This window comes from Coprococcus sp. AM100_B19A (assembly GCF_027662015.1).
GTDB classification, from domain to species: Bacteria; Bacillota; Clostridia; order Lachnospirales; family Lachnospiraceae; genus Allocoprococcus; species Allocoprococcus comes.
Map to the genome: position 1 here is coordinate 87419 of NZ_JAQDKN010000004.1, position 22910 is coordinate 110328.

21 protein-coding genes are annotated in these 22910 nt (G+C 40.9%); 1 reads left to right on the forward strand and 20 read right to left on the reverse strand.

Annotation, left to right across the window (positions count from 1 at the left end; translation table 11 throughout):
- The first annotated feature begins 101 nt into the window (after positions 1–101).
- The gene (locus PGQ33_RS05390) at positions 102–1283 is read left to right on the forward strand and encodes an MFS transporter (RefSeq protein ID WP_270205390.1); all 1182 of its coding nucleotides are present in this window, start codon (positions 102–104) and stop codon (positions 1281–1283) included.
- A 211-nt stretch (positions 1284–1494) separates the two neighbouring features.
- On the opposite strand, the gene PGQ33_RS05395 is transcribed toward PGQ33_RS05390, so the two are convergent.
- The 20 genes from PGQ33_RS05395 to PGQ33_RS05490 all read right to left on the reverse strand — a co-directional run bounded on the left by PGQ33_RS05395 (position 1495) and on the right by PGQ33_RS05490 (position 22886).
- On the reverse strand, positions 1495–1848 hold the full coding sequence (locus PGQ33_RS05395; RefSeq protein ID WP_055247510.1) for an arsenate reductase family protein: 354 nt from the start codon (positions 1846–1848) through the stop codon (positions 1495–1497).
- Positions 1849–2421, reverse strand: coding sequence for a DUF3841 domain-containing protein (locus PGQ33_RS05400; protein ID WP_055296491.1), 573 nt, complete (start codon positions 2419–2421; stop codon positions 1849–1851). It abuts the gene before it with no gap.
- A complete protein-coding gene (locus PGQ33_RS05405) occupies positions 2397–2954 on the reverse strand; it encodes a DUF3841 domain-containing protein (protein WP_008373458.1) in 558 nt (185 codons plus the stop codon). The genes PGQ33_RS05400 and PGQ33_RS05405 overlap by 25 nt, the downstream gene beginning before the upstream one ends.
- 121 nt (positions 2955–3075) lie before the next feature.
- The gene (locus PGQ33_RS05410; protein ID WP_270205391.1) at positions 3076–4218 is read right to left on the reverse strand and encodes a YkvI family membrane protein; all 1143 of its coding nucleotides are present in this window, start codon (positions 4216–4218) and stop codon (positions 3076–3078) included.
- The gene (locus PGQ33_RS05415) at positions 4208–5320 is read right to left on the reverse strand and encodes an iron-containing alcohol dehydrogenase family protein (RefSeq protein ID WP_055247576.1); all 1113 of its coding nucleotides are present in this window, start codon (positions 5318–5320) and stop codon (positions 4208–4210) included. The genes PGQ33_RS05410 and PGQ33_RS05415 overlap by 11 nt, the downstream gene beginning before the upstream one ends.
- A 165-nt stretch (positions 5321–5485) precedes the next feature.
- Positions 5486–7066, reverse strand: a complete 1581-nt coding sequence (locus tag PGQ33_RS05420; protein ID WP_008373449.1) for a glucose-6-phosphate isomerase — start codon at positions 7064–7066, stop codon at positions 5486–5488.
- Positions 7067–7188: 122 nt separating this feature from the next.
- A complete protein-coding gene (locus PGQ33_RS05425) occupies positions 7189–9267 on the reverse strand; it encodes an efflux RND transporter permease subunit (RefSeq protein ID WP_270205392.1) in 2079 nt (692 codons plus the stop codon).
- A 230-nt stretch (positions 9268–9497) separates the two neighbouring features.
- Complete coding sequence (gene codB, locus PGQ33_RS05430; protein WP_195548864.1) at positions 9498–10769, reverse strand: cytosine permease; 1272 nt, start codon at positions 10767–10769, stop codon at positions 9498–9500.
- Positions 10770–10813: 44 nt separating this feature from the next.
- Complete coding sequence (locus PGQ33_RS05435; protein ID WP_270205393.1) at positions 10814–11902, reverse strand: hypothetical protein; 1089 nt, start codon at positions 11900–11902, stop codon at positions 10814–10816.
- A 157-nt stretch (positions 11903–12059) separates the two neighbouring features.
- Complete coding sequence (locus PGQ33_RS05440) at positions 12060–13418, reverse strand: ATP-binding protein (RefSeq protein WP_117557398.1); 1359 nt, start codon at positions 13416–13418, stop codon at positions 12060–12062.
- Positions 13419–13605: 187 nt separating this feature from the next.
- Positions 13606–14334, reverse strand: a complete 729-nt coding sequence (locus PGQ33_RS05445; RefSeq protein WP_118198673.1) for a GntR family transcriptional regulator — start codon at positions 14332–14334, stop codon at positions 13606–13608.
- A gap of 47 nt (positions 14335–14381) precedes the next feature.
- Entirely contained in the window at positions 14382–15101 is a 720-nt protein-coding gene (locus PGQ33_RS05450) for a tryptophan synthase subunit alpha (protein WP_022219924.1), read from the reverse strand.
- Between the two features lie 2 nt (positions 15102–15103).
- The gene (locus PGQ33_RS05455; protein WP_055247497.1) at positions 15104–16252 is read right to left on the reverse strand and encodes an iron-containing alcohol dehydrogenase; all 1149 of its coding nucleotides are present in this window, start codon (positions 16250–16252) and stop codon (positions 15104–15106) included.
- Positions 16253–16272: 20 nt separating this feature from the next.
- Entirely contained in the window at positions 16273–17061 is a 789-nt protein-coding gene (locus tag PGQ33_RS05460) for a BtpA/SgcQ family protein (RefSeq protein ID WP_022219925.1), read from the reverse strand.
- Positions 17054–17821 (reverse strand): nucleoside phosphorylase, encoded by a 768-nt coding sequence (locus tag PGQ33_RS05465; protein WP_270205394.1) that lies wholly within the window; start codon positions 17819–17821, stop codon positions 17054–17056. The genes PGQ33_RS05460 and PGQ33_RS05465 overlap by 8 nt, the downstream gene beginning before the upstream one ends.
- Positions 17822–17835: 14 nt before the next feature.
- The gene (locus PGQ33_RS05470) at positions 17836–18774 is read right to left on the reverse strand and encodes a carbohydrate kinase family protein (RefSeq protein ID WP_270205395.1); all 939 of its coding nucleotides are present in this window, start codon (positions 18772–18774) and stop codon (positions 17836–17838) included.
- 12 nt (positions 18775–18786) lie between these two features.
- Positions 18787–19353, reverse strand: coding sequence for a cysteine hydrolase family protein (locus PGQ33_RS05475; RefSeq protein WP_022219927.1), 567 nt, complete (start codon positions 19351–19353; stop codon positions 18787–18789).
- A gap of 11 nt (positions 19354–19364) precedes the next feature.
- Positions 19365–20279 carry an ABC transporter permease gene (locus PGQ33_RS05480; RefSeq protein ID WP_008373427.1) on the reverse strand — a complete coding sequence of 305 codons (915 nt, stop codon included), beginning with the start codon at positions 20277–20279 and terminating at the stop codon, positions 19365–19367.
- The gene (locus tag PGQ33_RS05485) at positions 20279–21343 is read right to left on the reverse strand and encodes an ABC transporter permease (RefSeq protein ID WP_181988907.1); all 1065 of its coding nucleotides are present in this window, start codon (positions 21341–21343) and stop codon (positions 20279–20281) included. Before PGQ33_RS05485 ends, PGQ33_RS05480 begins: the two co-directional genes overlap by 1 nt.
- Positions 21327–22886 (reverse strand): ABC transporter ATP-binding protein, encoded by a 1560-nt coding sequence (locus PGQ33_RS05490; RefSeq protein WP_117824478.1) that lies wholly within the window; start codon positions 22884–22886, stop codon positions 21327–21329. Before PGQ33_RS05490 ends, PGQ33_RS05485 begins: the two co-directional genes overlap by 17 nt.
- Positions 22887–22910: the final 24 nt, after the last annotated feature.

Sequence of the window (22910 nt, forward strand, 5' to 3'; positions counted from 1 at the left end):
TTTTGTGTTTTGAAGATATTGTACTATATTTATGCGATATTCGTCAAGACATCCACCCCTCCAATATGATATAGTGCTATTTTGAAAGGAGCTTTTAAGAAATGAAAAAAAACACAAATTGTATGCAGACCATCTACGCTTGTTTTATTGGTTACATCGTTCAGGCTATCGTAAATAATTTTGTTCCTCTTCTTTTTGTCACTTTCCAAAATAATTACTATATTTCACTAGAACGAATTACCTTTTTGATCACACTCAACTTTATCATTCAGCTGTTTGTCGATCTTCTATCCGCATTCTTCATCGACAGGATCGGATACCGCATTTCGATTTTAATTGCGCATATTCTTTCTGCGGCAGGACTGATATTACTCACCGTTCTTCCGGAAGTTTTTTCCTCCCCTTATACCGGACTTGTAATCGCAGTTATCATTTATGCGATCGGCGGTGGACTTCTCGAAGTACTGGTAAGCCCGATCATTGAAGCCTGCCCTACTGATAACAAAGAAAAAGCAATGAGTCTCCTGCATTCCTTTTACTGTTGGGGGCATGTGGGCGTTGTTCTGTTATCAACCGCATTTTTCTGGTTTTTCGGAATATCGCACTGGAAAATCCTCGCACTTATGTGGGCTGTCATCCCAATATTTAACACTTTCCTCTTCAGAAGTGCACCAATCTACTCCCTTCACGAAGAAGGTGAACAGGGACTTTCTCTCAGAGAATTGTGCACATCTAAAATCTTCTGGATGTTAATGCTTATGATGACCTGTGCCGGTGCCAGCGAACAGGCAGTCAGCCAATGGGCATCCACTTTTGCTGAGACAAGCCTGCACATTTCCAAAACACTCGGCGATCTTGCCGGTCCTCTTACCTTTGCAGCCTGTATGGGGGGGTCCCGGCTGCTTTACGGGAAATACGGAGACAGGATCCGGCTGGATCTGTTCATGAGAGGAAGCTGCATTCTTTGCATCCTTTCCTATTTATGTATTTCCATCCTTCCATTTCCTGCGCTGAACCTTTTGGGATGTGCGCTTTGCGGATTCTCCGTTGGAATTATGTGGCCGGGACTTTTCAGCACCGCATCCGTCTCTATTCCACGTGGCGGCACAACAATGTTTGCCCTCCTTGCACTTGCCGGAGATCTGGGATGTTCCGGTGGTCCGACGCTTGCAGGTCTAGTATCTTCCTACGCCGGCGGCAGTCTGAAAAGCGGGATTTTCGCAGCCATTACTTTTCCGGCCGTCCTGCTCCTTGGTCTAATAAAATCAAAAAAATCTGAATAAAAAATAACGGGTTCCTCTTTTCATTGAGTTACCCGTTATTTTTCTTTTTAGTTTATTGTTTTTTCAAATCGGTCCTCTTCCGGAGCCGTATCCTGTCCAAACCATTTCTTACTCAGTTTCGTAAGTGTTCCGTCTTCTTTCAATTCTTTTTACACATTCTTTACAGGCAGAATAAAAAGATGAGCACCTTTTACAGCACTCATCTTCCCCACTACTTCAACAATTTTTCTTCCCATTCTTTTTCTTTAAACCCGGTCAGTACAAATCCGTCCCCAACTACAAACGGTCTTTTCACCAACATACCATCTGTCGCCAGCAGCTTTATCTGCTCATCTTCCGTCATCGTCGGGAGCTTGTCTTTCAGCTGCATCTGCTTATAAAGCATCCCACTTGTATTAAAAAACTTTTTCAGCGGGACCCCACTCATCGCATGCCATTCCTTCAGCTCTTCATAGGTTGGATTTTCCTCCACGATTGCCCGTTCCTCAAATGCAATCTCATGCGCCTCCAGCCATTTCAGCGCCTTCTGACAGGTGCTGCATTTTCTGTATACCAATACTTTCATCTATCTGATCCACTCCTTTTTTATTCTCCAGAGTCCTGCTTGTACATCCCTTACAAGCTCTGTATTTCCATGTACCAATTCTTCATGATACCGTGTCAGACGTTGCCAGCTTTTCAGGATCTGCTGCTTCTGTAACGGATAAAAATTACTCAACACCGCATCCATCTCTTTGATCCCATACATCTCCAGCTGCTCCTGGAACTGCTCCTCATCTTTTTCATCTTCCCCAATATATTTGAGACAGAGAATCTTATTCCAGTCATACATATCAAAAAGCAGAACTTCATCCAATGGTACTTCCAGTGTCAGGAAGTTGCCGCCCATCGACTGATCCACATTATAGGCTTCACGGAATGCCCAGTACGGATACTCCGCACCATCCGGCTTCTTCACATATTTCTCCATCTCACGCACAAACCAGGAATAGGCTGTTGTGAAAATCTTTGCACTCTCCTGATATTTTTTCCGCACATACGCCTCTTTGGAATAGCACACGCCATTCCGCTCAATTGCTTCGATTACCGGGTCTGCCTGTGATGCATATAAGGTTATTGTATTACATTTTTCACCCATTCTCTTCGCACCTCCCAGATGTTTCCATAACATCCATCACTTCCGATCTGGATGTCATCATCAAAAAGCCTCTTCCAGCTCTCCCGGATCTCCCGTTTGATCTCCGGATAGAACTGCGACATATACGCCTGCGTGTCGCTGACTCCATAGGCTTCCAGAAGCTCTTTGTGCCGCTTTTCATCCGCCTTGTCTGCCGGAATATAGGAATAGTTGAGGATCATTCCCCATTTTGTGAAATTCACTCTGGTAATCAGGGATTCTTCGATCTCCAGTTCCAAGATCACTCTTCCTTTTTCCGGAAGCATCGTTGCATCCTGCCTGAAGGATACCCATACCGGAAATTCCACATCCGCCGGTTTATTCCCGTAGTCCGGTCCGTTCTTGACCAGCCATTCATAAGTATCCAGAACCAGCTCCGAATGTTCTTTGAGATCCTTTATGATATACTCTCGCTTTACCGTATATCGTCCGGTCTCCTGAAGAACTTTCCAGACATTTTCATGCTGCTTTGACCACACTGTAATCTTTGCCATTCCATCACCTCACTAATGGTAAAATATAAGTACTCCAAAGATAACTAACCGGCATCACCATACTTACATTTACTATAACACCGATTGGCATCTTTTTTCCTCTTTTCCCTTTATTCTCTCATTACTTCGTATCAAATCTGGTCACTGCCATGTGGATCAGATATGGAATAAGGATTACTGGAATCGCCAGATACGCCAGCACACTATACGCCTTCTGGATCAGTGTCAGAAGCCCGAACTGTGCGATTCCAAAATCTACAACACAGCAGATAAATGCTGCCACAATTTCCTTTGTACCGATTTTTCTTTTCTCATCCGTTCCTGTCTCTTTTTTCATCTTATCAAGACCACTACAGATTCTCTTGACCATTGCAGCCACCATATTAACCGCCGTAGATACCGCTCCAAGAATGATCAAAACAGAAATCAGCGGCATCATAAATCCTTTTCCAACACCGCACTGCACCATAAAAAGTGTCGGGACGCTCGCCTCGCTCATCTCCGGCTTGGTACAAACAGTCATAATCCCAAGCACAACCATGATCATCATAAGTGCATTGATGATCCATCCGATTCCCATACTTTGCACCGCATCATCCGGCTTTTCAAAGCTCTTGGCATGCTGCACAAAAACAGCCACATTTGCCAGCTGGAATGTTCCGTAAATAAATGCTGAATAGAGTGCTTTCCCAAAGGATCCGCCATTTACAGTCATCCGTGAAGCTGTATCTGCAATCTGCCCTGCACCTGCGATGATATTCGGAATATACACGATCAGAAGACCTGCGATAATGCAGACAGACAGGACAGAAGCCACCTTACGCACCAGGTCTGTTCCAAATACTGCCACAACGAAGATAAATATGCCGATAATCAACGTACACAGCAGATACGGAAGTCCGGTCAGGGTACTTAAGGTCGCTCCGCCTGTCGCAAATGCAACTGCGGGAGCCACGCACATCACACAAATATACAGTACTTCAAACAAATTGGAAAATACCGGCGCAAACTTCCCGTAAAACGCATTGTTATAAGACCGGTAATCATATACCTCATGCTTTCTCGCAAACCGGAGGCAGTACGCGAAAAATACAGCATTATATCCCATTGCCAGAACCGGCATCAGAAGACACCAGATTCCATAACGCACATAATAACTGTAGATCTGCGCACCCGAGGCAAATCCACCTCCGAAATGTGTTGTAAACCAGACAAACGCTACCCCAAGAATCATAGAGGAAGCTGCGGATTTCTTATTCTTCATGGCTCTGATCCTTTCTGACTCTTTCTTTCAGTTTCTGCATTGCATCTTCCAGCATTTCCCGGGTTACCTTATATGGGTAATGTGCTACATCCGACATTTTCGGAATATGTCCCATACTTTCTTTCCATTCATCCTCTGTAATCTCAATTTCTTTCAAGGACACCGGAAGCCCTATCTCGCGATTCAGCTGATATATTTTCTCAAATTCTTCTTCCTGTCCATCTACAAGAAGTGCCAGAAGCACACCAAATCCAACTACTTCCCCGTGCAGATGCCGCTGCTCGATCACCGGATACTTCGTCAGAGCATAAAAAATTGCATGTGCAAGTCCACTGTTATAATCCGGTGTGAAATCTTTTGTAAGGAAAATGGATGCAATTCCGGTTGTCACAACGATCGCCAGAACCACCTGCTCTACATCGTATGTACACAGTCCCTTTTTATGGTCTGCAAATGCCTTCGGTCCATATTCCAGAAGCGGATTCCTGCACATCAGACTGACTGCTACACCAAGTGAGGTAAAATGTTCCAGTCTTTCATCCCTTGATGAGATTGTTGCTTCATAGTATTTTGCATAGGTATCACCAATTCCTGCCCACATATACTGACTCGGTGCTTTTGCTATGATTTCTGTATCGATAAATGCATGCATGACCGGACGCACGAAGAAATTCGGTTTCAGAAAGGTACCATCCTCGTTATACATGATTGACACCGATGTACATGCCGAACAGTTGGATGCGATTGTCGGGAAGCTGAACACCGGCTTATCATCTGTGATACACAGACATTTTACCGTATCCAGTGCTTTGCCCCCTCCTACTCCAAATACCATATCTGCTTTCTGATAAACCGACATCCGGCGAAGCTTTTCTACCGTCTGATAGGTACAGTCTTTCCCATAAAGTTCTTTTCCAATAATCTCCAGATTCGTCTGGTCGACCGCCGCTTTGATCTTATCAAAAGCCGCATCAAGTGCCCTTTTTCCGCCGATCACAAGTACCGTTTTCCCATAAGATTCACAGACCGGTCCGATTTTATCGTAAATTGCATCTCCGATGGAATAATTCGGGAGATGCACCTCGTAATTTTCTAATTTCATAGTCTTTCTCTTTTCCTGGTTTTATGTCTTTTTCCTAAAAAACAATCATTCAGCCGGAAATCCTGACAGAATATCCTGGTAGCTTCTCTTGCATATTTTCGTATCCAAAAAGCCGGTCCGAATCCTAAAATCCGCACCGACTCTGGTCTCTTTCATTAATTCTGATTAGATATCTAAAAGATCACTGTATACTTTCAGTGCTCCGTCTGTCTCATGGGCAAGTACACGTTTGGCAAGTACTTTCCCAAGCTGAACACCTTCCTGGTCAAAGCTGTTCACATTCCATACAAATCCCTGGAACATAACCTTATTCTCAAAATGTGCAAGAAGTGCACCGAGTGTCTCTGGTGTCAGTTCTTTACCGATGATAATACTTGACGGACGTCCACCTTCAAAATTCTTGTTGCGGTTCTCGTCTGATTTACCGCATGCAAATGCTACGATCTGTGCAGCTACGTTTGCGCAGAGCTTCTGCTGGCTTGTGCTGTCCTGGATCACAACATCGGTTCCGATCTGGCTGTTCTTGAAGCCGATGAACTGGAGCGGTATGATGTTGGTTCCCTGGTGGAGAAGCTGATAGAAGGAATGCTGTCCGTTTGTTCCTGGTTCTCCGAAGATCACCGGACCTGTCGGGTAATCTACCGGTTCGCCAAAGCGGTTAACTGATTTACCATTGGATTCCATATCCAGCTGCTGCAGATGTGCCGGGAAACGGCTCAGTGCCTGTGAATATGGGAGAACGGCTGTTGCCGGATATCCGAGTACATTACGCTCGTATACACCGATCATCGCATCCAGCATTGCCGGATTCTTCAATAAATCTTCATTCTTGGAAACTTCATCTACCTTTGCTGCTCCTGCAAGGAACTGTGCAAATACTTCCGGTCCGAATGCCAGCGAAAGTACGGCACCACCGACTGCTGAAGTAGATGAGTAACGTCCTCCGATATAATCATCCATGAAGAATGCTGCAAGATAATCATCGCTCTTTGCAAGTGGTGATGTCTCGCTTGTAACAGCGATCATATGCTTGGAAGCATCCAGACCTGCATTCTTCAGGGCATCTTTTACAAATGACTCATTGGTAAGAGTCTCAAGAGTTGTTCCTGACTTTGATACCAGAACAAAAATAGAATGTGCTACATCAATTGAATTCAGTACTGCTGCTGCATCATCCGGGTCAACATTGCTGATGAATTTGGCTTCCATCTTGAATGTGCCGTTCTTCTTAGCCCAGTTCTCAAGTGCAAGATACATTGCGCGAGGACCAAGGTCACTTCCACCGATACCGATCTGTACGACTGTTGTGAATTTCTCACCTGCTGCATTTGTAATCTCGCCGGCATGTACTTTATTGGCAAAATCTGCGATCCTCTGCTGCTGCTTAACATAAAATTCTCGCTTGTCTACTCCGTCAGCTTCTACTTTATCTCCAAGCTGTCCACGGGTGAGCTGATGAAGAACCAGTCTCTTTTCTCCTGTGTTGATCACTTCTCCATTGTAGAGTGCTGCGTACTTTTCTGTCAGCTGCGCTTCTTTTGCAAGCTTTGCAAGTGCTGCAAGTACTTTATCATCTACTGCTTTTGCAGCGTAATTGTAAGTAAGATCCTCTGTCATCGGAACGCTGTAATCCTTAACACGTTCTGCTCCGTTCTCACCGGACATCACTTCTGCAAGATTGACACGTTCTACTTCCGAAAGTTCTTTAAATGATGTAAGTGTATCCAAATTGTTCCAATTAATCATAGTGGATTCCTCCTTATTCCTTTTATGATAGCAGGATTGTATCAGCCCTTTTGATACGCACGGATCTTTTTCTCCGTTCCTTGTATCATATAATAATCCAAGAGAATTATACTATGATGTGGTTATGATTTCAAGCCTGACGGTCGGAAACCTTTGCTCGTCTTTACAATAATCTTGTCAAATACCATGAATAAGGACGGAAGGATCAGCACAACAACCACCATACTGATCAGTGCACCTCTCGCCATCAGAATACACAGCGAACTGATCATATCGATATTGGAATAAAGTCCGACACCGATCGTTGCAGCAAAGAAGCTGAGCGCACTGACGATGATCGACTGCGCAGAGAACTTATGTGCTGTTGTGATCGCGTCAAATTTGCCTGCGCCGCGGCTTCTCTCTCTCTGATATCTGGTGGTCATCAGGATCGCATAATCCACAGTCGCGCCAAGCTGGATCGTACCGATTACGATTGATGCCACAAACGGCAACTTTGTTCCAGTGTAAAACGGAATACCCATATTCACAAAGATCGCAAATTCGATCACACCGACCAGGATCACCGGAATAGTAACTGATTTGAACAGAAGCAGAATAATCACAAATACGATTCCAATAGACACTGCGCTTACGCGCTTAAAGTCCGTGTCTGTAATGTTAATCAGGTCTTTTGTAAGAGGTCCTTCTCCTACCAGCATTGCACCCTTATCATATTTATCCATGATCTTATCAATCTGCTCAATCTGTTTGTTTACTTTATCCGTTGCTACTTTGTAAGTAGAATTTACCATCAGCAGCTGGTACTTGTCATTTTTCAGCATACCGGTGACAGATTCCGGGAGCATATCTGCCGGAACACCGGAGCCGATCAGGTTATCCAGTCCAAGTACCCATTTAACACCATCTACTTTTTCAATCTCCTGTGACATCTTCTTGACATCAGAACCTGCAACCGAGCTGTCCACCAGGATCATATGTGTGGTATTCATATTGTAATCTTCTTTTAATTTCGTGTTCGCAATGACACTCGGAAGATCCTTTGGCAGCGATTCATCCAGATTGTAGTAAACACCTGTGTGATTGTTTCCGTAAATCGCCGGAAACAGAAGGATCACAAATGCTACTACATAAATCACGTAACGCTTTGTCACCTTATCCGAAATCCTTCCAATATCCGGAAGCAGCGGTTTGTGTTTTGTCTTCTCGATCAGCTTGTCACAGCACAGGATCATGGACGGAAGAACAGTTACACAGACCAGAACTCCGAAGATAACACCTTTTGCCATAACGATACCGATATCTTTTCCAAGAGTAAAGCTCATAAAGCAAAGTGCGATAAATCCGGCAACTGTCGTAACTGAACTTCCGATTACGGATGAAAAGGTCTGGGAAATCGCGTGTGCCATCGCCCGCTCTTTATCTCCGTTATAGCGCACCTGCTGCTCCTGATAACTGTGCATCAGGAAAATAGAATAGTCCATAGTGACACCGAGCTGAAGTACCGCTGCCAGTGCCTTCGTGATATAAGAAATCTCTCCAAAAAACACATTCGTTCCAAGATTATATACGATTGCGATTCCGATACTCAAAAGGAACAATACCGGAACAAAAATCGATTCCATCGTAATTGCCAGAACCAGTGCAGAAAGTGCGACTGCGATCAGTACATAAAGTGGTGTTTCCTTTTCGGCAAGCTCTTTGGTGTCCTCTACAATCGCAGACATTCCACTTAAAAAGCACTGCTCTCCGGTGATCTTACGGATCTCGGTAATTGCCTTCATGGTTTCATCGGATGAAGTTCCGTCTTTGAAAAATACCGCCATCATTGTTCCGTCTTCTGTGTTGTACTCATCATACAGCTTTGACGGAAGCACGCTCTGTGGAACCGAAATATCAGCCAGTGAATCATACCAGAGTACATTCTCTACTCCGTCTACCTTCTCTACCTTTTCTTTCAGCTTCACAATCTCTTTATCTTCCATGCCGTCTACCATCAGCATCGAAAATGCCCCGATCCCAAAATCATTCGTCATGATCTCTTGTCCCTGCATTGTCTCAATGTCTTCCGGAAGATAAGTCAGCACATCATAGTTGATCCTGGTGTTCACATACCCCCACACAGCCGGAATCAAAAGGATAATACTGAGTATCAGTATCGGTACTCTGAATTTAACAATCTTTTTGCCAACCTTTACCATACTTTATTCCTCTTTTCTTTTTATTCTTTCTCTCTTAATGACTGCCGGTCATTTATTTTACAAAACCAATATACAACAAAACTGACCATAAGTCAATTTGTTTATTGACTTATGGTCAGTTTTTTTAATAATATTGTTTAGACTGATAACCTTATGCGTAATCCTGCTCCATAATATAACAACGGGCAGACTCTGTCCCCCGAATCTGCCCGTTCATTTACGCTATTCATTTATGCATTTTCTGCCGCTTCTTCACGATTTTTGCAAACCACCTGTCCAGCCACATAGCAGACCGCTGCAACTGCCATACCATTGATCGAAGCAATTCCCCATGACACAAGATTTGCTACCACTGCACCTGCAATCACACCGATCACGGCAAACCAGTTCACAGTTTTGATTTCTACTTTATCACTGTCGTACTCCTTCTTATTTATGAAGTACGAGAGTACCAGGATAATCCCTACCGGCGGAAGGGTACAGTTCAGTACATTCAGCCAGTTACAGAAATTGTAATACAGCCATACAGAAAGAAGTGTTCCGATAATTCCTGAAATCAGAACCATCGGTTTCTTCTTCTGCCGGAAAATATTTGCCAGTCCAAGACCTGCTGAATACAGCGCATTGTCGTTGGTTGTCCAGATATTGAGTCCCAGAACCAGAATCGCCATATAGAACAGATTCAGACGGATCATAACCTCAAAGATATCATTTCCGCCAACGAAAATATAGGCAATCGCCCCAAAAAAGAACATCAGTGAATTCCCGATAAAGAATGCTACAACCGTTGCAATTGTACCTGATTTGGCATCCTTTGCAAATCTTGCAAAGTTCGGAGTTGCCGTTCCGCCTGATACGAAGGAACCGACTACCATACCCGCTCCACCGATCACGGTCACAGATCCACTGGATACTGCAAACTGGTCAACGATCGTTCCATTTCCCTGCCGAACTGCCATCACCATTGCTACCGTTCCAAGAATCGCAACGAGCGGAACTGCAATATAGCTTACCACCGTAAGGGAATCAATTCCGAAATATGCAGAAGCGGTCATACAGCCTCCTGCAACCAATACCAGAGCCCACATCGCAGCCTTACTTCCACCGAGAAGCTCTCCTGATACCGGGATTGCAAACATCGCAACACCTACACCGAACCATCCGATCTGAGTGAAGCTGATCATTGCAGAAGAAAGATAAGATCCTTTTTCTCCAAACGCTCTTTTTGCCAGAAGATCCATGCTAAGTCCGGTCTTTGCACCTACATATCCCAGAAGTCCTGTGTACACACCAAGGATCGCTCCTCCAAGGAGAAGGGACTTGATAAATCCCCAGAAATCAAGTCCTGCTGCCATCTGCTGCCCAACCCACATACTTGCCGAGAAAAATGTAAATCCCAGCATAATCATAAACATGGTCAGGAAACCTTTTCTGCCCTCTTTCGGGACTGCCTGGTCCGCATAGTCAATATCAACAGTTGTATCTTTCGTGTTTTTGCTCATTTTTTACCTCATTCCATTCTCTGTGATCAACAAGTTCATTCTTTTTATAGCATATATTTCTTCAAAGAATCGGTAAATTCGGTAATTCTCTGATCTGCCAGTTCTTTTAATGTAATATTTTTCATACTCTCGATATATCCCTGTTCCTGACGGTACAGCCACTTGGTGTCTGCCGGACGGATCTTCTCATAGTGGTTCTTCTCGATCCAGTCCTCATAACTGATCGGTGTCGGGTATCCAATCTTTTCATCAAGCAGTTTTTTAAAATCGATCTTATCTGCTCTCTCTTTGATTCCTTCCCAGAATTCCAGAACTTCCTCTACATGCTCATGAATCTCATAGCGTCTTGCCCCGCCATCGTAGATGATACATTTTTCAAAAAGCGGACTGCACATGGAAAGTGTCTCTCTTCTGAACTCCGGCGCGATGATTCCGTCCTTCCAGTAGAAGTCCACATCCGGAAGGTTGATTCCTGACACACCTTTATCCTGATAAGTACTGAAAATTCCTTCATAATACACGGTAATGAACCCTTCAAATTCCGGCCAGAACTCACGGATCTCTCTGGTAAGATTCTCAAGAATCTCAATTCCCTTTGTTCCACCAATTGTGAAAATGATAATATTGCGAAGCTTTGCTCCGTTCTTCCTGTAAAAATCTGTCACATAGCGCAGGCAGTGGATCAGAGTCTCCCCACTTGCAATGATATCTCCGATCATCAGTGTGCTGTCCGGAACCATGGTAAGCTTACTATATTTGATTTCAAGCCCTGCAATCTCTTCATCCGCAAATACACGCTCACTGGATAAGAAACTGATATCGTGTACACGGATGTGCTCTCTGTAGCAGCTTTCCTCCAACGGATAGTTCAACGCTCCTCTCAAGATAGAAAGAATATTTGCAGTTGTCACTTTCTTCTGTTCCTTAAAATAGTAAAGCATCTGAGATGTAGAAGGAATCAGGCAGTCATATACCTCATATCCGACGATCTCCGGTGTATTCAGAAGCTTTCTTGTCTCTGCTTCCGATACAACATAATATTCATTTACATAGTTTCCACCGGCCAGTTTATAACAAGCTACACCCTGTTCATTAAATTCCGGCACCAGCTTAACCTGATTCCAATTTTTCATCTGTGATTTTCCCCTTTTCTGTAAGTCCATTTTTCATTGACAATAAACATTCTACAAAATGGTATGATGAAAGTGGGGGAATGTCAAGTGGAAAATGAGTAGTGAAAAATAAGCAGATGTAAAAAATACCCTTTTTGCATCAAAGAGCACTCTCTTTTTATAACAATCCCGACAAATCCACTTCATATTTATATTCTTTTGGTTCTTTATTCACCTGGTAAAACATTGCCAGATACCACGGAAGATATTCCATTCCTTCTTCTTCCTCTACATTTCCGGAACAGAATATGATTTTTCTTCCAAACTCCCAGTTTTCTACTGCCGACACTTTTGATAATGCAAAATGTTTTTTGTAATCTTTTCCGGATTTTATTTCCAGCAAATCTACTTCCATTCCGTTTTGAATCACAAAATCTAATTCTCCATATTTTTTCGATTCAAAATAATTCAAACTAAAACCGTTGCTTTTAATAATCTGTGCAAATACATTTTCCAAAATGCTTCCCATGTTCACTTCCATATTACCATTCAACAGCGCAAATTGAATATTTTCCATACATGCTGCACACAGAAGCCCTGTATCTCCCATAAATAGTTTAAACAGATTTCTTTTTTCATTCAGACGCAATGGCGGCTGAGGTTCTTCAATATTGTAAGAAGGAAGTGCAACTCCTGCATCACTCAGCCATAAAAATGCATTTTCATAACGGTTCATCCTTCCTTTATCATCTATTTTATTTAAAATAAATCTCCGATTTTTGCTGTTAAGCTGTGCCGGAATACTGTCAAAAATTGCCCTGATTTTAATTTTGTCTGACCCTTCTGCATATTTTCCAATATCCAGACGATACAATTCTAAAATCTCTCTCTGAAGTGCAACGACTTTTCCTATATCATGCGTATTCACATAAATCTGGACAACTGCAGGCATTCCTCCGACAACAATATACGTGTAAAATAATTTCAACATAGTCTGATGAACCACTTCCGGGACCTCACTGTGTTCAGAATAACATGTTTTCAATAATTCAATTGTAGAGTCCTGAACTCCATTTGCTCTTATATATTCCTCAAAATCCATCGGATACATATAGCAGATTTCTTCATAGCCAACTGCATAAGATGGTACTTCTTTGTATCGTACTCCTAAAAGCGATCCTGATTCAATATAATCAAATCTTCCATCCTCAACCAGAAACTTAATTGCACATCTGGCATTTGGACATTCCTGAATCTCATCTAAAAAAATCAAAGTTTTTCCAGGTACAAATTCCTGCATTTTAAACGCAGTCAGATTCGTAATGATTGTATCTGCATCCAAATTACCATCAAATATTTTCCCCGCCTCTTTATCTAAGATAAAATTAACTTCAACATAATGCTCATAATTTTTCTTTGCAAATTCTCTTATAATGGTAGTTTTCCCTATCTGTCTGGCTCCAATAATGCACAGTGCTTTTTTATCTGATGTCCGCTTCCACTCATCTAATTTTCTGTATATCTTTCTTTCCAGCATGCTTTTGCACCTCCATTATTAGTATTGTAACATTTTTCCATCTATATTCACACCTGTTTGCCACTTTTTTCTTTGTTTTTTGTATTAGATTTGTAACATTTTTCCAAAAATTGAAAAGTCGCCAACATTTCTGCTGACGACTTTTCGAAGAGCTCGATGTGCTCAATTTTACTATTTCCCTGATTTTTTATCTCACCTGATCAATATAAAATTTAAATTTATCTGTTCGATAATAGCATTTAAAATTCTCGATCGGAATTTCTCTTCCATTCACAATACCATATGTAATACAACGGAACAGAATAATAGGTGTCCCTTCCTCGATATCCAGATACTCAGCAATTTCGTCCTGCGCACCAATCGCTTCAATCGTTCTTCTGGCCTTCGTTATCTTAACACCATAAACTTCTGTTATAATCCGATAAAGAGATTCCTCTTTCAAATCATACTTTGATAATCCCGGAAAAATCTTCTCTGGCACAAAAGTCAGTGTATAGTTTAAAGGTTCCTTATCTGCATATAAGATTCTTCCTATCATATAAACATTATCACTGCTTGTAATCTCAAGTGCTTTTGCTCTCTTTACATTTGCATTGACCAACTCTGAAACAACAACTTTTTTACTTGGTATCATCCCCAGTTTTAATACATCCTCTGTACAACTCGTAATTGAAAAAAGATTGTTACTTCCTTCATCCGTCTTTACATAGGTTCCTTTTCCCTGGACTTTGTACAAATATCCTTCTGTGACCAATTCATCAATCGCTTTCCGGATCGTAATTCTGCTGACCTGATAAGTCTCCATCAATTCTCTTTCGCTCGGAATCGGCTCCTTTGAATCGTAAACTTCATTATCAATATTCTCTACGATTGCCTTCTTCACAAGATAATATTTAGGTAACTTTTCGTCGAACATCTCCTTCACCCCATCTCACCTTTTTTGATCACAGAATATTCCAAGTGTTAACACATAGCTTTAAATTCCCTGATCTTTTCTTTCATTGCAGGAATATTTTCATGAAGTTTTAGAATTGTACTGCCAACGAACGCTGCATCCCCGCCTGCCTCTCTTACTAGTCTTACATCTTCTGGTGCATGAACGCCTACCCCACAATAAATAGGTCTTTCAATTCCACAGCTTCTTAAATACTCTACACAATCTTTTAATGTAGGATATTCCTCATTTTTTTGCTGTGTATCATACGGCTTCGCCTGTAAATATACAAATCCATTTGATTGTTTTGCCATTTCCACTTCTTCTTTCGGTAAATGGAACTGTACATAACAAGATACCTGAAGCCCCGCTGCAATTATCTTATTTTTAATAATATCATCTTTTAAGCCAACAAGCAAAATATCTTTTAAATTATTTGTCAGGCAGAACTCAATAAATCTGTCTACACCAATCTCTTCAACTGTATTTTCATATGCCAGAACCAGAATCTTCACATCTGGAAGTCTCTTCTGAATGGCAACAATTGAATCCATATATTTTTCATAATCATCGCAAGCCTCCAGTGCTTTTTTCATTCTTCCTGCAATATAATCACTCTCCAGGTATGGATTTCTGGATGGAAAATCCACTTCCATCATTCTGCATCCTGCATCTGCATATTCTACTGCCATATTATAACTTGCTTCAATTGTAGGATATCCATTTGATAAATAACAAATAATCTCCATTTTTATTCTCCTCTGTACACCTTGATAAATAATTCTTTAAATTCGTCAATTTCCGGAATAACCGGATTTGTTTTTGTGCATCCATCAGCTTTTGCAAGCGGAGCCATCTCATCCAGTTTTGCCATATATTTTTCTTCATCCGGAATGATCTCTTTAAAGCATTTTGGAATATTTAACTTTTCATTTAACGCTTCTACTGCTTCATGAAGATTTTCTGCTCCGATTCTCTTTGCAAATTTTGCATAAACTTCTTTCGCAGTTTCATTCTGCTCATTATATCTGATGATGTACGGCAAAATAATGGCGTCTGCCAGACCATGTGATACATGGAAAATACCACCGATTGTATGCGCCATAGAATGTACAATTCCAAGCGATACATTGGTAAATGCAATTCCAGCTACCATAGATGCCTGTACCATAGTCTCTCTTGCTTTTATATCATTGCCATTCTCATATGCAGTCGGTAAAGTTTCCATAATATCCTGGGCTGCCTGGCTTGCAAGAATATCTGACAGATAATTTGCACGGTTTGAAGCAAGTGCTTCCAGTGCATGGGTAAGCGCATCCATTCCTGTCTCTGCGGTAATCTTAGCCGGCATAGACATTGTTACTTCCGGATCACAGATTGCGATATCCGGCATCATTTCCATATTTCCAACACCATGCTTTAATCCTTTTTCATTATCTGAAATTACGATAGAACGTGAAACTTCACTTGCTGTTCCACTTGTTGAAGGAATACAACACATTCTTGCTTTACCACGTAATTTTGGAAATTCATTCGGCGGAAGAATATCTTCCATCTGAGTCAGTTCCGGATGTTCATAAAAGATCCACATTGCTTTTGCAGCATCCATTGCTGATCCACCGCCAAGTCCGACAATCAGATCTGGTTCAAATTCCAGCATTTCATTTCTTCCTCTGAGTACAGTTTCAAAAGACGGATCTGGTTCTACGCCTCTGATAACCATTGTTTCAGCACCGGTTTCTTTAAAATATCCTTCTACCTTTGCCAGCATTCCACTCTTTTCCATGCTATGTCCGCCAATAACAATACTGACTTTTTTTGCTTTAATTGTCTTAATATATGCAAGACTTCCTTCTCCAAACATCAATTCTGATCCTGCAAGTTTCATTGGTCGCATCATTTTTATCTTCCTGCCTTTCTCTATTTCAATCCGTCTAATACTTTCTTAACCAGTTCATAAGAGATTGGATTTGTTAAAATTCCTCCCTCTTTCAAGCTGGAACCGATAATCGCACCATCTGCTGTCTGAAGCTGATCATGAATATTTTCTGCATTTACACCACTTCCTGCAAACACCGGAAGATTTACAACATTTTTCACTCTCTTAATCAGATCCAGTGGTGTCTCTTCTCCAACCTGTGTACCTGTAACAATAATTCCGTCTGCTCCGTTTGATGCAGCATCTTTTGCTGACTGCTCAATCGTAATATGTTCTCTTAACATATGCGCATGTTTTACCTGCACATCGGCAAGAATTTTAACATTTTCCTGTCCCATCATCTTGCGATATTCCATACATTTCTTTGCACATGGCTGAATAATTCCATCTGTAAACAATACTGTATCCACAAATACTGGAACTCTGATAAAGGATGCTCCTACCATTGCAGCAATCGCAATATCTGCTTCACAGTCATTAAACGCTGCGTCAAGTCCTACTGGAATCTGAACTGCCTGTTTCACAGCATATGCTGCAGCTGTAAGCGCCGCTACCTGTGCTTTATTTAAAAAAGCGGAAAAAGGTGTATCCCCCATATTTTCTACAATAACAGCATCTACCCCTGCTTTTTCAAGCGTAACTGCATCCTGAACTGCACGATCAATAATTCGCTGATAATCTCCATCAAATCCTGCTGTCGTCGGAAGAGGAAGACAATGTACCATTCCGATTACTGTCTGTGAATTTAAGGTAAGTATTTCTTTACTCATTTTTACCATCCTCTCTTTTTATATGATAATTATAAATTCCTTCCAATGCTGTTCTGCAAAGCAGATCCTCTGCATCCACCCGATCCTGTCCTTTTAAAGTTTTCTTCAAATTTTCAAGCACTGTAACAACTGTTAAAATACAGGTCTTAACTCCCATCAAACGTCCCAGCGTCAAAATACAGGAGGATTCCATGTCAATTCCTGTTACTCCAAGTTTCTTAACCTCTTCAAATGTCTTTGACATATCCCGTCCACATTCCAGAGAAAACTTGGAATCATGCATGCAACTGTAGAAACCATCCATCGTACAGTTCAATCCATTCAGATAACGTTTTCCCATCTGCTGAACTGTTTCATTCATCACATTAACAAGCTCAACATCTGCGACTGCAGGATAACTCAAATCTACATAACTCTGACTGGTTCCTTCTCGCCTCATTGCGGCAATCGGAATCATAAAATGTCCCAGCATATCATCCTGCATAGACATTACTGTCCCCATTCTTACAGCGACCTGCATTCCAGACTCATACATCTCTTCCATCGCAATCGCTGCGGACGGTGCCCCGATTCCCGTCGACGTTACTGTAATCTCTACTCCTTTATAGGTTCCTGTATATGTATTGAACTCTCTCATGAATGCAACTTTTTTGGGGTTATCCAAATACTTTTTTACAACTTCTACTCTCCATGGATCTCCCGAAAAAAGTACATATTTCGCAACCGTTTCTTCGCTTGCTCCCATATATAATGTACTCATCTGCATTTCCCCTTTCAGCGTAATGTTTCAAATTTCTGTAATAATTCCTGTTCTGTTGGCGCATTTGTACAGCACCCTTCTGCCTGTAAAACAAAGTAAGATAATACACTTCCAAGCCTACAGCAGTCTGCCGGAGAATATCCATGTAAATATCCATAAACAAATCCTGCCATGTAAGCATCTCCCGATCCAGTTGCATCTATTACCTGTTCCACTTGACAAATTCCAATCTCTTCTTTCCGTATTTTTCCGTCTTCCCGCACATAACAAATGCTTCCGTCTTTTCCCAGAGTTGTCACAATAATATCTGCTTTTCCAATTTTAAACAGCTCTGTAATCGTATTTAGTCCGAAAAGCTTTTCAATAATTTCACATTCTACTTCATTTGTGAAAATGATTTTGCTTTCTGTTAACAACTGTTTCAAAAATGGTTCTGGAAATGCATCAAAATCATCTTTCATTCCAAAAACTACCGGTACATGATGCTTTTTACATTTTGCAAAAAACTCTTCATTGTCTGGTCTTGATGCAACGGTTATCACTCCCAGCTTTGCCGTTTCAAACAAGCTGTCTTTCATTTTCTGTGCATATCTTCCATCCATTGCTCCAGGATAAAATATGGTAATATGATCGTTATTATTATCCTGTAACAAATAACATACACTAGTTGCTTCCTCTGCTATTTGTGTAATCCCATCCTGTGGTACATTTCCTTCTTCCAGAAACTTTTTAAAACCATTACTTTCATAATCTCCGCCTACTCTTAAAACTGGCATTGCCTTCATTCCAAGCCGGCAAAGTGCATAGGCAATATTTACAGAACAGCCTCCGTAAAAAATTTTTGAATTGGATTTATTTGTAACCAGTGATGTAAATCCCACTTTGGCAGGTGTTGCTATTTTTATAATGTGATCCATACTTACATAGCCGCTTGTCAAAACATCTACTTTCATTATCCGTGCCTCCTACAACTGTCCCTCTTCCAGCATCTTGCTGAATGTATTCATATCGATGACTTTTCCCAGATACTTATCAATATCTGTCAGATGAACTTCATTAACTGTTTCTGAATTCGTTGCCACACATTCCCGGATAACATATGGGTTGTAATTCAGATAAAATGCATCTGTCACCGTTGCCCGAATGCAGCAGTTTGTTTTCGTTCCAACAACGACTACATTTTCCACTTCATTTTCCCGCAATACCAGATCCAGGTCTGTGCCGAAGAATCCACTGTACCTTCTCTTTCGGATGACATAATCTTTCTTTTCATCAACTTCCAACATTGGATCAATTTCAATTCCAAAAGTCCCTTCTATACAATTTGGTCTCATGGACTGTGCTTTTTTATCTACTTTATCTTTTCTGTTACAGTGCTGTAAAAAAACAATCAGCAGTTCATGTTTCCGGCTTTCATCCAGAACCTTTTTAATCCGTGGAAGAATCTTTTGATTCTCAGGATAAAATACCAGACCTTCCGGATCCGTAAAATCGCGAACCATGTCCACAATAATCAATGCTGTCTTTGCCATTTTCCTCCCCCTTAGTCGAACTTGTATCCTCTTACCTTAACATCCTTAAATTTCATAAATGAAACAACTGCAAGCACCGCTACCATGATGATATATGGAATTGTATCAAACATTCCTGCTGCCGGTCCTGCATATACACTTAAATTGACTGCAAGTGATCTTGCAACACCGAATAAGATTGCATAGAGTGAAGACTGTACCGGTTTCCCCTGTCCACAATAAATTGCTGCAATTGCGATAAAGCCTCGTCCTGCTGTCATATCACTTGTAAACATTGCCATTCTCTCCATTGATAAATTGATTCCGGCTAATGCACAGCAAAATGCTCCAATCAGAACAGCAATATATTTGTATTTCTGTGTTTTCAGTCCAAGACTGATCGCTGAATCTTCATTTTCACCAACAACTCTGACATAGATTCCAAATTTTGTTTTGTACATCAGAATAGCTGCTGCCGCAATTCCAATAAATGCCAGATATGTAATGACCGGATGACCACTTACGATTCCACCAATCAGCGGAATACTCTTGATGCCCGGTATATTGATCTTAAAATCTGCAACTCCTACATCTTGAAGACTGATATTAGCAAGCTCCATAACTTTCAGTACAAATTTTGCAATCGCTGGAACAATCAAGTTAATTCCAAGACCGATAACAATAACATTACCATTACAAGTAATTCCTAAGAATGAAAATACAAGTCCCCACAATAAAGTCGTTACGATTGCGGCAATCACTGCCAGAGCCACACTTCCTGTCAGATACTCGACTAACACTGAAATAAATGCTCCATTCAGCATCATTCCTTCCAGTGCGATATTCAATACATTTGCTTTATATGCAAATATTCCACCGATCACGCATAGAATAATAGGAGCACTATGGTATACTGTGTCATACAAAATACTATTTAATAATTCCATTATGCATCCTCCTTTTTCGCCTTTTTAAAACGACCAAATACGCTTGTTTTATCACCAATAAACTTAACTGCCAGGAACAGAATGATCATTCCCTGAATAATTGCAACGATTTCTTTCGGAACTGCAGTATACATATTGATGCTGTCACTACCGGTTTTTAATGCAGCATAAAAGATTGCCGCGATCAAAATTCCAATTGGCGAATGTCCACCGAGCAGAGCAATCAACATACCATCCCATCCAAGGCCAGGATTTGCAGAAAATGTCAGCGTATATTTAAACTGATCACTTAACATCCATCCTGCTCCTGCTATACCGGAAAGTGCGCCACTGATCAGCATCATGATAATGATTTTCTTGCCGACATTCATACCTGTTGCTTCTGCGAATTCCGGATTTTTTCCGATTGCTGTAATTTCATATCCCAGTTTTGATTTTTTCATAACAAAATACATAATCACCAGAATAATCATTGCAATTACAAAAAACATAGTCATTCTTGATGCTCCGAATCTTTTGAACATTACATCCTCTTTAATCGTTGGTGTAGCCACATACCCTGCACTCTTATCTTTGAATACACCGGTGGTTAAAAATTCCAAAGTCTTTGAAACTGCATAGTTTAACATCAAAGTTACAACCATCTCATTTACATTACATTTTGCTTTCAAAATTGCCGGAATCAATGCAAATAACATTCCACAAATAATTGCAACTAAAAAGCAAATCAGTTTACTTATAAATGGATTGGAAATGTTAAGATATGCTCCAGTGATTCCTGCAAAGAATCCTCCCAAAAGCATTTGTCCTTCTACACCCATGTTGTACAGATTAGCTTTGAATGTAATTGCAATCGCAAGTCCTGTCAAAATAAGCGGCGATGCATAATGCAGCGTATTCATAAAGCCTTTTTCTGTCAAAAGTGATTTCCTGATCAATACCCCGTAAGTTTCCAGTGGACTTTCTCCGATCGCTGCAATAACAATTGCTCCAAATGCAAATGCAAGAATTACCGGAAGTACAGAATTGACGATTCCTTTTATAATACTATCTTTCTTTTTCATGATCCTGTTCCTCCTTTCCAATTCCAGCCATCAAAAGTCCCATGGCAGCCATAGACACTTCTTTCGGTGATACTTCACCTGAAATCTTACCTTTATACATAACAATTACCCGATCAGATAAACTCATAATTTCTGACAGCTCACTTGAAATAAGGATAACAGTATTTCCTGCATCCCTGAATTTCAGAATCTGTTTATGTATGAATTCAATAGATCCGATATCAACGCCTCGCGTTGGCTGGCAGGCAATCAGAAGTTTGGGATTTGCAGAAAGCTCTCTTGCAATGATAACTTTCTGTGCATTTCCTCCTGACAAATTGCCTATATTGCCATTCACATCACCAAGACGGATATCAAATTCTTTAATATATTTATCTCTTTTGGCATTGATTATTTTCTTATTAAAAAGTCCGTGTTTACAAACATCTTTTTCTCCGTGATATCCTGCTATACAGTTATCGGAAACCGTCATTTCCCGGCACAATCCCTGTGCATATCTGTCCTCAGGAATAATTCCAATTCCTGCTTTTCTTAATTTTTCCGGCCACCAGTTTGTAATATCTTTACCGTCAAAAAATACTGTTCCTCTCGTCGATTCCATCAAACCAGTCATAAGCTTTACAAGCTCTGACTGTCCGTTTCCTTCAACACCGGCTATTCCAAGGATCTCACCTTTATGCACTTCAAATGACATATCTGATACAACTTCTTTTCCATAGTCATTCACAGTCGTAAGATTTTCTGCTTTGTACATAATCTCTGATTCAACTTGTTGTTTTCGTTCATTATTTACAGTAAGAACAACATCTCTTCCGACCATCATCTGTGCCAGTTCTCGTTCACTTGTGTCCTTCTTTAATACATTTCCAACAACTTTTCCCTGTTTTATTACAGTAATACTGTCTGCCAGTTCCATTACTTCCCTTAATTTGTGTGTAATAACAATGATTGTTTTTCCTTGCTCTTTTAGATTTTTGAGCGTTGCAATCAATTCATCAACTTCCTGTGGTGTAAGTACGGCTGTCGGCTCATCCAGAATCAATATGTCTACATTTCTGTATAACATCTTCAGAATTTCTACTCTCTGACGTCCACCGACAGATATATCTTCAATCTTATCTGTTGCATTTAATTCCAGATGATTTTCCTGAATCAGTTTCTCAACTCTTTTAATTTCCTCTTTCTGATCGATAAACGGAGTTTTCATTCCGCCTTTTTTCTGTGTAATTTCCGCACCCAACAGTATATTTTCATATACGGTAAGAGACGGCACCAGCTTAAAATGCTGGTGCACCATCCCTATCCCGTTTGCAATCGCATCAACCGGGCTGTTCAGTGTAACTTCTTTCCCCCGGATCAGGATTTTTCCGCTTGTTGGCTGCAGCAATCCGTAGAGCATATTCATCATTGTAGATTTTCCTGCACCGTTTTCACCTACAATACATTTAATCTCCTGTTCTTTTACATCCAGATTAATATGATCATTTGCGACAAAATCGTTAAACTTTTTGGTCAGATCAACCGTCTGTATCATGCTGTTCATATTGCTGCTTCCTTTCTGTCAAAA